The organism is Bacillus sp. S2(2024) (assembly GCF_050474045.1).
In the GTDB taxonomy this organism is placed as follows: domain Bacteria; phylum Bacillota; class Bacilli; order Bacillales; family Bacillaceae_G; genus Bacillus_A; species Bacillus_A yunxiaonensis.
Genome location: NZ_JBFLUS010000003.1, coordinates 1,402,634 through 1,416,980, shown reverse-complemented (window position 1 = coordinate 1,416,980; position 14,347 = coordinate 1,402,634). Strand labels below are relative to the sequence as shown.

Annotated in this window: 4 protein-coding genes and 1 pseudogene; 2 read left to right on the top strand and 3 right to left on the bottom strand. The window is 30.6% G+C overall.

Translation table 11 applies throughout. The features are described 5' to 3' along the window. Nucleotides 1–72: 72 nt before the first annotated feature. Together AB1284_RS07115 and AB1284_RS07110 are read right to left on the bottom strand one after the other, a co-directional pair. Complete coding sequence (locus tag AB1284_RS07115) at nt 73–297, bottom strand: hypothetical protein (protein ID WP_429750573.1); 225 nt, start codon at nt 295–297, stop codon at nt 73–75. Nucleotides 298–791: 494 nt separating this feature from the next. Beyond that, nucleotides 792–1,058 (bottom strand): annotated as a pseudogene (locus AB1284_RS07110) (glutamate synthase); the annotation flags it as partial. Between the two features lie 75 nt (nt 1,059–1,133). On the opposite strand from AB1284_RS07110, the gene AB1284_RS07105 reads away from it, so the two are divergent. Next, nucleotides 1,134–1,847 carry a LytR/AlgR family response regulator transcription factor gene (locus AB1284_RS07105; RefSeq protein ID WP_429750575.1) on the top strand — a complete coding sequence of 238 codons (714 nt, stop codon included), beginning with the start codon at nt 1,134–1,136 and terminating at the stop codon, nt 1,845–1,847. After that, nucleotides 1,844–3,160, top strand: a complete 1,317-nt coding sequence (locus tag AB1284_RS07100; protein ID WP_429750577.1) for a sensor histidine kinase — start codon at nt 1,844–1,846, stop codon at nt 3,158–3,160. Before AB1284_RS07105 ends, AB1284_RS07100 begins: the two co-directional genes overlap by 4 nt. 299 nt (nt 3,161–3,459) lie before the next feature. On the opposite strand, the gene AB1284_RS07095 is transcribed toward AB1284_RS07100, so the two are convergent. Beyond that, the gene (locus AB1284_RS07095) at nt 3,460–14,340 is read right to left on the bottom strand and encodes an amino acid adenylation domain-containing protein (protein ID WP_429750579.1); all 10,881 of its coding nucleotides are present in this window, start codon (nt 14,338–14,340) and stop codon (nt 3,460–3,462) included. Between the last annotated feature and the right edge of the window lie 7 nt (nt 14,341–14,347).

Sequence of the window (14,347 nt, the reverse complement as noted above, 5' to 3'; positions counted from 1 at the left end):
TTTACGTATGAAAATTGTAGACTATGTTAAGTAAGCCCCTTTGTTAGCTTACCGTCTACTAAATTATGAGTATTATATTTGACCTAACACTTTCTCATCTATAACGCGTATGTAACGTACTAAATAGGAATTTATTATATAATCTCCTTCGTCACTTTTCGCAACAAAAAACTTGTCATGTTTCACCTTTTCTAAGACTTCTTGTATAACCTCTTCCTTTTTAGCATCTAATCCTTTTATTATTTTTTCTTTTTTAATATCATTATCCAAAGTATAGCAAACAGTAAATTCCTTCAAGTTAAATCTCCCTTTCTAGTACGGTTTCCATTGTTTTAAGTAGAAGTGAATCTCTATTTATGCAGACCATTATATGCGTAAAATTCATATACAACATACACACTTAGTTATCTCTCAATTTTGTTTTTCATAGGCTTCATACAAGAAACAAGCTCCCTTATCGCTTCCTTCCATCCATCTATACTTATTTCGCAAGGAACCTTATTTTTAAGGGGGTCGTAAGAGTTTTTTCAGAAAAAATTCTTATGAATTCCCAAAGAATGTAGTTTATCCCGCTACTTTAGGGCAGTAAGACTCCCACCTCAAGGTTTAAAAAACAAGGAAGATAGGTGGGAGATGAAGCCCCCCACTAATGGAAGATTCACTTTATCCCCTGGATAAAAAATGCTGGATATGTGTTAAGGCTTCTATAACAATTTTTTATCCATATACAGAAAATGAAAAGCAGATAATCATCTAATATATAGTAGGCAGTTATCTGCCTTTTTCTTTTAATAGACTTTTTCAATTCTGGGAATCTCTCTGAAAGTAATTGTGCCGTTTTCACCCTTACAATTTTCCATTTGAATCGTATGGACTTCTTTTAAACAGGCTTGTTCATCTCCTACCAGTTTCTTCGTTTGAATGCAATATACGCGCGGGTCTTCACCAAACTTCGCCTTCGCTTCCTCATACGCATACTCCTCTACTGTAAATGTAAACGAAAACTCTGGCCACGGATTGTCGTACACACGCTCTTCCGGCAATTACGGATGTTTGGTATAATTTAGAATGTAATATATATAATTACATTTTATAAACTTGTTATATTTAATACATTCAAAAGAGGAGATAGTATGAATATTAGTATTGTAGATGATAACAAAAATATTCTAGATCAAGAACTTAATTTATTAAAATCCATACTTAGTAAAGAAGGTATCATTTCTGAAATAACCACTTTTACTTCGGGAGATTCTTTCTTGTTTGCTTTAGAAGACAAGATGTTTGATTTAATACTTCTAGATATAGAAATGCCAGATATAACTGGAATAGACATAGCAAAAATTATAAGAAAGAAAAATAAAAATTCATTAATTATTTTTATAACATCACATTTAGAATTCGCTATTGATTCTTATGAATTAAATATTTTTCGGTATATTCCAAAAAGTAGAATGGAGGAAAAGTTGCCTCTCGCTCTTAAAGATGCTATTAAAATAATAAACTTACAAAATAAAAACTGTTATACTATTCAAACTAAAACAAGGTTTCAAAAAATACCTTTGAATAGCATCTTATACATATATAAAGATGGGAAAAATTCAGTTTTTGTCACTGAAGATGATTCCATTAAAGTGAGGAAGCCCTTGGCTGCAGTTTTTTCAGAAATTAATTGTAAAGAATTTTTTTACATCGACAAGGGAGTTATTGTTAATTTATTACATATAATAAAGATCAAAGATAATATGGCTGTTTTAAAAAATAATGAAATTTTATCAGTAAGTAGAAATCATATTAATGAATTAAAGTCTAAAATTCATATGTTTTGGGAAGAGAATTTGCTATGATATTTTGGGAGTTAGATTATTTAACTTCAATTTTTTCAATTATAATTGGTTACAGGGTATTAAATTTATTATTACCAATTCGATTTAACAATAAACAAACAATTGGATATGAAATTTGTTTCTCTATTCTTTTATCATTGATTATTTGCATTCTGAATATTGTTGAATTACCGGTTTTATTAACACTTTTGTTTTGTATTATTTTTTTTACAGTTACTTCAATATTTTTATATAGTACTAAGATGAAATTTATATTTTCTTTCGTATCTTTTTATTTTTCTACGATTTTATTGTGTAATAGCGTTGCATTTGTTATTACGAATGCAATAAATAATTATAATGGTTGGAATACATATAATCACTCAACGAGTTACATATTTATTATTTACATAATTAGGATTACAGAAATAATAATTTTTTATCTCTTTTATAAAACTATTTTAAAAAAATATGATGTAGACGCTATTTTAACAAAGTACAAATACTTCTTATCGATTGCTATTTTAGGCTTAGTTACAGCTTATTTTGTTACAAAAAAATCATTTATTTATGTGAATCAAGGGATTGTATCAAGTTGGATTGCATTCATTATTTTAGGAATATTAACACTGTTTTTAATCATATTATTTTTTACTAATTATGAAAAAGAAGAGGAAAAGAAAATAATTGAGTTCAAAAATAAGATGTTACAAGAAGATTTTGTTAAAATGCGTGAACTTTATGAGAATAACGCTAAAACTTATCATGATTTAAATAATCATATGACAATTTTGTATAAATTAATTAAAGGCGGTAAAAGTGAACAAGCGTTGGATTACATCAATAATATATCAAAACCCATATTGAGTAATTATGGACAAAATGTTTTTACTAACAATACCATTGTAGATTTTGTAATCAACAATAAGCTGGAAATAATTAAGGAAGAAAAAATTCAAAATACTATTGAGGTAGAAATTCCCCAAAAATTGAAAATAGCTGATAATGACATTGTAGCTATACTTTCTAATCTTATTGATAATGCGATCGAAGCATGTCAACATATTGAACAGTTTGATAAACGTTGGATAAAGATTACAATAAAAAAAATTAATGAAATGATTTTTTTGAAAATAGAAAACAGTATTTCAATTAAACCAAAGCTTTTAAATAATCACTTTTTAACTACTAAGAAAGATAAAAAATTTCATGGATGGGGTTTAAAAAGTGTAACATCTATAGTAAATAAGTATGAAGGATATATTAGGTATGAATATACAAATAAATCATTTAATGTAGTAATATCTTTGTCAGATATTGATAAGCTAAATTAAATATTAAATGAAAGTAGCTGAATTATTACTCATAAAAAAATTGTCTCCAGTTTCTTATTTTTGTTTGTATGGTTACTTACAATTATATAGAACGAGGCGTTTTTTTGTACGTAAAAAGAGGGCTGCCTATAAGTCGGTTTCACCGATTTATGGGACAGCCCCTTTGTAATAGTTTAGATACTATAATTCCTTATGTTGAGTGGCATAAATAGCAATCAATATAGAATCCCTAAAACTATTATTATCAATTTAAAAATAAAATATTTTGCGATTAAATTTCCCATTCATCAAAAATAATTTTATAGTTCATCAGTAAAAGAAGATAATGGAACATAATATTCTTCCTCATTTTCCTCTCCAACACTTAATCTTTCAGCTACTTTTTCAATAGTTTCTAATTGAAAGAGCTCCTGCAATGTGATACGAATTTTAGTTTTCATCTCTATCATATTAACTAATCGAATTGCTTTAAGAGAATTTCCACCCATATCAATAAAACTATCTTTCACGCTAAGATGACAAATGTTTAATACATCTTGGAAAATATCAAGTGTAATTTGTTCCCATTCATTTTTAGGTAGTACCTGTTGTTCTTTTCCTTTGAATTCCGGTACTGGTAAAGCCTTAGAATCAATCTTCCCGTTAATAGTTACTGGTAATTCTTTAAGGCGTATGAAATATTGTGGAATCATGTATTCCGGTAATTCCTCTCGAAGAAAGCTCTTAATTTCTTCCTCATTTATGTCTTCATCTTGAATTAAATAAGCACATAAATAATCAAAACCATTATCATTTCTTAGTAAAATTGTTGCATTCTGTATACTGTTTAATTTTTTCAATCGATTTTCAATTTCCTCAAGCTCTATTCTAAACCCATTTAACTTAACTTGTTTGTCAATCCTTCCCAGATAAATTAAATTACCTTCATTATCCCATTTTACTAAATCACCAGTTTTATAAAATCTTTCACCATTGATATCTTTATCAATTAAAAATTTATCTTCATTCAGTTTATTGTTATTTAAATATCCCCGAGCTAATCCTGGTCCTCCGATATATAGCTCTCCTGGAATGCCTATTCCACAAATCATATTATCCGATTTAACTACTGCAGATGTATTAGTAATAGGTTTACCAATCGGTATTTTTTTATTGAAATCAATACTATTATCAATTGGATAGAATAAGGAAAATGTTGTTGCTTCGGTCGGACCATATACATTGTATAGTTTTAAGGATTCCTTTTTGTTTTCCATTAATCGCTTTACATGTTTATTAGAAGTAGCTTCTCCGCCAAAATAAAGCTGCTTCAATGAATTAAATATTGTTGGATCAATTTCTACATATTGATTAAATAACGCGGTTGTGATAAACATTGTATTTATTTGTTTTGACAATATATTTTCTTTAAGCAATTCAATATTAGATAAAACCTCTTTATCAGCAATATGCACATATCCACCATTTAATAGTGAACCCCAAATTTCAAAATGAGATGCATCAAATGATAATGAGCCTGTCTGGAGTATTGAAACACCAGAAAAATCAGCATAATTAGCATCTTTTACTAACCTAATTATACTTTTATGTTCGATCATAGTTCCTTTAGGATGACCTGTTGTCCCAGAAGTGTAAATTACACAAGCTATATCATTCGGATTCATATCTAGTGATTGGTATACGTTCTCCTCAATTGTTGTAAATTCTAGTTTATTTGTATTAATCATTAAAACTGAATCATCAATAAAATTAGCTAATCTATCATCCTGAACTAAAACAATCTTTAATCCACTATCACTGATAAGATAATTAATTCTATTTGGCGGATAATCTGGATCTATTGGTAAATATGCATAACCGGCTTTTAAAATAGCTAACATTGAAACCACTGTATATATATTTCTTTCAACAACCAATCCAATATAGTCATTACCTTTTTCTGAATCATTTAGTAGCTTGCTAGCTAACCTATTGGCTAATTGCTCTAGTTCTAAATATGTCATTTCATTATTATCATCACTTAATGCAATTTTATAAGGTGCTATCCTAACTTGTTGTTCAAATAATTCAAGAATAGTATGTTGAACGTTAGAAATTTCGTTACATTTACTAAACGAGTCTATAATTTGTTTGATTTCATCTTTGGATGAAATTTGAATATTTGATACTGGAATAGATGGATCTTGAAGTACTTGTTCTACAATGTTTAATAATTGAAAGAGTAATTTTTTTGATATATTTTCATCATAACAATTAGCATTAGTCATCAGTTTTAATTGTAATTGTTCACTCTGATAACCTACTAAAGTCATATCATAATTAGTTTGCTCTCTATTATCTTTTAATTCAAATTTCAATTTATTATCTTTATCCTGCTCCGTTTTATAATAATTCTCAAAAACAACTGCAGATTTAACTAAATCTTTCCCTAAATTCGTACATTCTGTTTGAATTTCAGCTAATGAATAGTGATCATATTCATTACTTGAAAGGGCTTGTTTTTGCATTTCCTTAAGCAAATCATTAAATTGGCTCTTCTGCTTGGTAACTACTCGAACAGGAATAGTATTTATGAAAAGCCCAATTGTAGATTCGATATTATTTATTTCAACATCTCTTCCTGAAACAACTTTTCCAAACACTACGTCTCTTTGTCCTATATGTTTTTGAAGTAATACTCCCCAGATTGTTTCAAGGAATGTATTCATTGTAACACCAGTAGTACGGCAAAGTTTTTCTAGTTGTGTTGTTGTTTCGATGCTAAGTGATGTTTCAGAAATAATAATTTCTTCTGATTCTAACTCGCAATTAGAATTTATTTCAATTTGAGCATTTGTATCATATCCATTTAATAATTCTGACCAATATTTAATCGCTTCTTCTTTCTCAATGAACTTAATAGTTCGAATATATTCTTCATAGTCATAATGACTATGAAGTTCTTTACTGATTTCATGCTTTGAAATACCAGATTCTAACTTAGAATAGAATTGACTTAAGTCATTCATTAAAATCGACATACACCAACCGTCCATTATAATATGATGGAAGCTAATTACTAATTGAGGCGATTCATTTTCTAAGTGAATGAAAGCTACACGAATTAAACTATCGTTTTCTAAATCAAAACCTCTTCGAACATCCTCTTTTAAGAAGGCTTCTCTTTCCTTTTCTTGATTTTTTGACTGAGAAAGATCTATTTCATTAAATTCAATATCTCTTCCTTTTAACATCACTTGCCTTGGCTCACTTACATTCTGATAAGCAATACTCGTTTCAAGCACGCCGTGCTTTTCTTTTAATAAATCCAAACTCATTTTCAAATGCTCGACAGAATGTAAGCCACTAACAGAATATACACTTTGAACAACATACTCACTTGACTCTTCATTTAACAATTTGTGATACAACATTCCCTCTTGCATCCCTGTCATCGGGATAATGCGATCAACCTCATATCCCTTTTCCGCGTATTTTTGAACAACATGGTTATATTCTTCAAGTGACCAATTTTCTTCCCCAAGGTCAAAAGGTGTTCGGATCGTTTCTTTTTGTTCCAAACAATGTTGAATGACTTCTAATAATTCATCTTTAATTGCTTGGATGAAAGCATCCATTTCCTCCTTTACGTACTCTGAACCATTGAAGCTTAAAACTACATTTAATTTTTTATCTGAGATTGCACCATCTAAAGATAATTTGGTATGGAAAGTATCCTTTTCTGAAACATCCCTTCCATGTGAAAGACTGCTCTCTGAAAAGTCTTCTCCAGATTGACTAAATTGAAACTCTCCAAGATAATTAAAGGTTAAATCAGGTTCCACTCCTTCAAGAACAGTCTCTCCCAATTCATTAAGAATGCCATAACCAATTCCATGATGAGGAATTCTCCGTAAAGTTTCCTTCGTCTTACTAATATCCATTCCAATAGAATCGCCAAGTTCCTCTAAGACAACTGGATACGTACTAGTAAACCAACCGACAGTACGATCAATGACCATAGAGTCCACAATTGCTTCACGTCCATGCCCTTCCATATGAATGGCTAAAGAAGTTTGACCTGTGATCTTGTTCACCGCACGACCAACTGCCGTTAATAATAAATCATTAATTTCAGTTGAATAAGCTGTGCCGGCTTTTTGTAGTAGGTTCTCAGTCTCTTTTTTAGATAAGGACATTGTTACTTTTTGAGGATCTAAGTATAATCCCCCTTCTTTTACAGGCAATAACAATTTTCCTGTATTCACCTTAGACTCAACAGTCTTCCAATAATTCACTTCAGACTGTAATTGAGAGCTTTCGCGATAAGATTGCAGTGCCAAGCCCCACTCCTTGAAGGAGTGAGTTTTAGGAGGTAATTGAATCTCCTTTCCATTTTTAGCAGCTTCATAGGCTACTTTAAGATCCTCTATCAAGATTCTCCAAGAAACTCCATCTACCACTAAATGATGAATACTTAATAGAAGATAATCACCATCTTGTAGCTGAAAGACTCCAGCTCTTAAAAGCGGACCGTTTTCCAAATCCATACTAGCTTGAATTTTAGTAGACTGTTCATCAACCATGGCATATGCTTTTTCCAATGGGAATGCGGTGTAATCATAGCTTTCTACCGCTACAAATTCACTATCCGCTACAGATAGAATGATTTGTTTCCCATCTCTATAAGTAGCTCTTAACATATCATGATGAATGGTCAGCGATCTTAACGCTTGCTTCAAAGGTAGAAGCGCTAATCCCGTAGGGATTTGTAAGAACACGGATTGGTTAAAATGATACTTGTCCATTCCTTTGTGAGCGATAAACGCTTTTTGAATTGGAATCAGTGGAACTTCTCCTATAACTTCCGATTGGTCAATCTCTAGCACTTCCTCTTTCACTTGAACGCATTGTGCGATTCTTCGAGGTGTTTTTTTGTCCATAATATCTGGAACTTTTAAGCTATATCCTTTTTCTCTTAACTTCGAAATAATTCGGATGGCCTTAATAGAGTCTCCACCTAATGAAAAGAAATTCGCATCGATTCCGATTAATCCATCAATATTTAGCACATCTTGAAAAACTTGTACAATAGCTTCTTCTCTCTCATTTCTAGGTTCAATATATTCTTCTAGGTCTGTAAAACTAGGGTCTGGCAAAGCTTTACGATCTAATTTACCTGTTCGAGTTCGCGGAAATTCTTCCAACTGAACAAAGCATGCAGGTATCATATATTCTGGTAAGTTTTGACTTAGTTCTTCTTTTAAATAAGCAGGCTCTACAGAAGATTCTGTAATAATGTACCCGCAAATGATCTTCGATCCATTATTTTCTTTCACCAACACTACAGCGTCTGACACTTCAGGTAGTGCTCTTAGCTTACTTTCAATTTCACCCAATTCAATACGGAAACCTCTAATTTTTACTTGTTCATCTATTCGACCAAGATAATCAATATTTCCATCTGGCGTCCATCTCGCTAAATCACCTGTTCGATACACCTTTTGTCCAGGAAGATATGGATTTTCTACAAACTTTTCTTCTGTTAAATCCGGTCTATTTAAATATCCCCGAGCTACCCCATCACCACTAATACACAACTCTCCAGGAACCCCAATTCCGCAAATCTGATTCTCATTTAAAATGAATAGTTGCGTATTTGCAATTGGCTTACCAATTAAAACAATTGAAAGATCCTCTTCACTATTAAAGTTATAACCAGTAGAACAAACTGTGCATTCAGTAGGACCATACAAATTATATACATCCTCTATTTTTTCTCCAATCAGTTCTTTGAGTTGACGTACCAAATCGATTGGCACACATTCTCCTCCAAGATAAACCTTTTCAAATAAAAGTTCTTTTTTACTTGATTTTGTATAATCTACTATAATTTTAAACATTGACTGAACCATTATAACTTGTCTATTTCTCATCAATTCTAATAATTTTTCCGGATTATTTCTATCTTCTTCTGGAACTATAACCAATGTTGCCCCAGTTAATAAGGTAGGAAAGATTTCCATAACAGATCCATCAAAAATGTAATTAAAGAATTGCAAGACCTCCGTAGTTTCCGTATATTTACCTGTATTCTTTTGCCACTCAACTAAATTTATAACATTTTTATGTCCTACAATAACTCCTTTTGGCGTTCCTGTAGTTCCTGACGTATAAATCATATAAGCAGCGTCATCTGCGCTTGATATAATAGATAAGTTATTTTTATTACTTGAATAGCACTCCTCTATATCTAAGAAACTTATATTTTCAAATTTTTCTTTTAAATCTTTAATATGAGAACTTGTTATAACTAGTTTTGTATTACTATCACTTAGCATGAAGTTAATTCTATCCATTGGATATCCTGGATCTAAAGGTAAATAGCCAGCACCAGATTTTAAGATACCCAAAATTCCAGCAAACATTTCGAATGACTTTTCAGAAATAATCCCTACAAAATCATTCTTACTTATTCCTCTATTTCTAATTTCTTCTCCAATTGAATTTGCCCAATGATTAAGTTCCTTATAGGTTAATGTTTCTTCCTTGTATCTTAGTGCAATTGAGTCAGGATAATTAGCAACTGTCGCTTCAAATACTTCAATAATATTTCGATCATTCAAGTATGTCATCTGAGTATTATTAAATTCTGAAAGTACAATCTGTTTTTCTTGTTCCCCAATCATTTCAATATTTTTTATCTGTATATCCGGTTCCTCTATAATACTCAAAATGATCGAATGTAAATTTTCTAACAGCCTAGCTGAGAAAGTATTATTATATATTTGAGCGTCGTACATTAACTTCAATGTAAGATTCTCTTCATTCAATACATCTAGACTAAGTGGATAGTTTGTTTGCTCTCTTAGTTTCTCAAAATAAAGGGAGAAATCCTTAGTCTGCTCAATATTAGTCTCATAATAATTCTCGAAACCAACTATGGTAGTGATTAAGCTATCATTATCAGTACATTGGCTTTGAATTTTATTTAAAGGACAGTAATCAAAATTCCCACTTTCAAGTGCTTGATTTTGTAGACTTGTTAATAATTCAAGGAAAGTGTCATTACGATCTGTTTTTACCCTTACTGGTATTGTATTAATAAATAAACCGACCATTTTATCAATATCTTTTAGCTCTACATTCCTACCGGATACGACTTTTCCAAAGACAATATCATCTTGATTGGTATATCGTTGCAATAGGATTCCCCAGACAGCTTCAATAATCGTATTTAAAGTAACTCCATGTTTCCGACTCAATTCTTCTAATTTTTCTTTTTCATCTTTTCTAAGATGGATACTGGCCAATCCAGTTTCATCATTATTTTGTTCAACTTCCCCACATGGTAAAATCATTGCTTGGTTATCATAATCTTCTAATAACTCTTTCCAATACTCAATTCCTTTGCGAATATTTTTTTCTCGCATTAGATACACAAAATCTTCATAAGTTGAACCAATTTTCTCTAAATTATTGATTTGGCAAATTTCTTTCCCTGCACTAATTTCAGTATAGAAATTAAGCAAGTCATTAATAACAATTGATGTGCACCATCCATCCATTATTATATGATGGAAACTAAGAATCAAACGATACTCTTCCTCACTATATTTTACCAAAATAGCTCTAATTAAATTATCATCTTCTAAATCAAAGCCTTTTTCCATGTCAAAACGGCAAACCTTATCAAAATCACTATTTATATTTACAGATGTACTTAAATCAATTTCATTTAATTCTACGGATCTTCCTGTAATTACCGCTTGTCTATACTCACTTACTTCCTTATGAATAATACTAACTGATAGTGCAGGATATTTTTCTTGCAATAAATTTAAACTTCTACTTAGGTGTTCTTTATTTACTTTTCCTTCTAGTCTAAATATATTTTGAACAAAATAAACAGATGAATCAGGATTCTCTAATTTATGGAAAAGCATTCCTTCTTGTAAAGAAGTGAGTGGATAAATACGATTTAATCCTTGATTTTTGCTTTTCAATTTTCTTTCAACATTTTTATACTCAGATAGTGACCAAGATAATTCACCTTTATCTGAAGGTGTAGAATGTACATCAGAGGACATACAATGAGAAACAACTTCATCTAATTCATTCATATAATAATCTTTTAACTTATGAATGAAGCTCTCTTCAAATAGTCCAGAATTATATATTAATGTAACATTCAATTCCTTTTCGATGACTACACAATCTACTACTATAGGGCTTCCAAATCGATTAAACTTTGAAACTTGCTCACCGTGGTCAGTATCTTTAATTTTAAGAACTAACCCATTATTTTCTTGAGAAAAATTTCCTAAATAATTAAACGTAATATCTGGAATTTCATCTTTTAATACTTTATCGCCACAATATTTAAGTACCGAATAACCAAATCCATGATTGGGGATTTTCCTGAAATTTTCTTTCGTATTGCAAAGATCATCTGATATGCTCTTACCTATATCTTTTATAGAAACAGGATAAATTGTAGTGAACCAACCAACAGTTCTATCAATTGGTACGTATTTTCCAATCGACTCCCTTCCATGGCCCTCCATCAAGATAGAAATATCTGTTTGCCCTGTCAATTTGTTAACTGTACGGAAAAGAGCAGTTAACAATAAATCATTGATTTCTGTATTATATGCTTTATGTGAATTGTACAAAAGATTATTTGTAGTCTCTTCGGATATTTGAAATACTTCATACTCAGTTCCAACTTTTTCGGTAACTGCTTTATTATCAAAATGACTGTTTGGAATGTTCTTTTCCACTTCTAACCAATAAGGAATTTCTGAAGATAATTTATCTGAATTTCTGTATTTATGTAATTCTTCACTCCACTCTTGAAAGGAAACAGTCTTATTAGGAAATTCAATTTTTTCACCATTTCTAGTTTTTTGATAACCATAGTTTAAATCCTCAGCAATAATTCTCCAGGAAATACCGTCTATTACTAAATGATGAACACAGATAAGTACATAGTCTTTATCTTTAGTTCTAAAAATAGCCCCTTTTAATATCGGCCCTTCTTCTAGATTTAATAACTTTTGAATATTATTCCCTTCGCTTAATATCATTTCATTTATTTTATTTTGTTCATTTAAATGCATAAGGTCAAACAAAAGAAAATTAAAGTCATTTTCATCATAATCAGAAATAGGCTTTATAATCTGATTACCGTCTTTACTATACTTTGCTCTTAACATATCGTGATGTTTAACTAAGCAAAAAATAGTTTGACTTAAAATATCTGAATCAACTTGTTCTTCGCTCTCAAATAAGACAGACTGATTAAAGTGATTTGGCTCTTCCATGTCGGATTCAAAAAATTGACTTTGAATAGGAGTCAGTTTAACATTCCCCGTAATTTCAGATTGATTAATTGTATATTTTTGAATCTTTTCGATAGTCTTAGCAATATTCCCAACAGTTTTTTCCTTAATTACTGATTCCATGGATAAGTTAAAACCTTTTTCTCTTAGGCTGGATACCATACGAATCGCTTTTATTGAATCACCACCGTAATCAAAGAAATTTGAATTTAGGCTCACTTTTTCAACCCCAAGAACTTCTGAAAAAGCATTTGCTACACATATACTTTCAACAGAGTCTGGTTGAATATACTCTTCACCATATTCAAATATTGGTTTTGGTAATGATTTTTTATCTATTTTACCATTTAATGTAAGAGGGAATTCATCTAGTTTTATAAAATGTGCAGGAATCATATAATCCGGTAAATTATTATTTAATTTATCTTTCAAATCAGTAATAGCAATCTCTGAGTCTTCAATAATGTATGCACATAGATATTTTTCCCCTGCATCCTCAGTCAAAATTACAATTGCATTTTTCACCTGTGCAATCTCTTTTAATCGACTTTCAATTTCCCCGAGTTCAATTCTAAATCCTCTAAGTTTTACTTGATCATCAATTCTACCTACATATTCAATATTGCCATCAGGTAATTTTTTGACTAAATCTCCAGTACGATATAAGCGCTCTAAATAATTTTGGGGATGACAAACAAATTTTCCTTGAGTTAAAACGTCTTGATTTAAATAACCTCTAGAAATTCCTATCCCACCTAGATACAATTCACCAATTTCACCGACTTCACATTCAAATCCTTCTTGAAAGATATATGCAGTTGTATGGCTAATTGGTTGTCCAATAGGAGTTTTATTACTAGTTTTCTCCAATTTTTTTATTGGATGAAATAATGAAAAGGTAGTTGCTTCAGTCGGTCCGTATATATTGTAAAAAGCCAAATCATCACTTTTGTATGTTAAAAATAGCTTCACATGTTCTTCTGACACAGCTTCCCCACCAACGTATAATTGTTTTAATAAATTGAATGCTTCTGCATCTAAACTGACAAACTGATTAAATAGGGCCGTTGTAATAAACATAGTATTTATTTTTAAGTTTCTAATTACATCTTTGAATAAATTTATATCACCTAACAACTCTTTTTCAGCTATATGAACATGGCCGCCATTTAGTAAAGCACCCCAGATTTCAAAAGTAGATGCATCAAAAGATAAGGATCCTGTTTGTAAAATAGAAACATCCTCAAAATTACAATAATTAGTCTCTTTTACTAATCTAATAATATTCCTATGCTCAACCATTACTCCTTTTGGCGTTCCTGTTGTTCCAGATGTATAAATTAGATATGCCAAATCTTCTGGTCTCACAAGAGTAGAATTATTCTCATTAATCAAATCATCAGAATAATCGATTTTGTTCAAGTTTAATATTGGAGTTTGAAGCATTAAATGCTTCAAACTCTCTTCATGTTGCGTCAAAATATAATTGGTTCCACTATCTTTCAACAAATACTTAATTCTATTGTCTGGGTATGATTCATCTATCGGCATATAGGCAAAACCAGCTTTAATAATGCCTAATATTCCAATGATAGTTTCTGCTGTTCTTTCAGCTACAATTCCAATGTATTTTCCATCCCCAATAATTTCATTTCTGATTTTATTGGCAACTATTTCTGATTTCATATCTAATTCTTGATAAGAAATCTCAGTGTTTTTATCAGAAACAGCAATTTTTCCTGGATGCTTTTTTACTTCTCTTTCGAATAAAGTTATTAAATTATTTTGGAAAATAGACGAATTTTCTTGGCTATCAAATACTTCAGGATTTTGTATATTTAATGTTTTCTCGGACATTTTTTTC

Bases quoted from the DNA above. Each gene is read 5' to 3' on its own strand.
- AB1284_RS07105 (WP_429750575.1), top strand. From the start codon at position 1,134: ATGAATATTAGTATTGTAGATGATAACAAAAATATTCTAGATCAAGAA.
- AB1284_RS07100 (WP_429750577.1), top strand. From the start codon at position 1,844: ATGATATTTTGGGAGTTAGATTATTTAACTTCAATTTTTTCAATTATA.
- AB1284_RS07095 (WP_429750579.1), bottom strand. From the start codon at position 14,340: ATGTCCGAGAAAACATTAAATATACAAAATCCTGAAGTATTTGATAGC.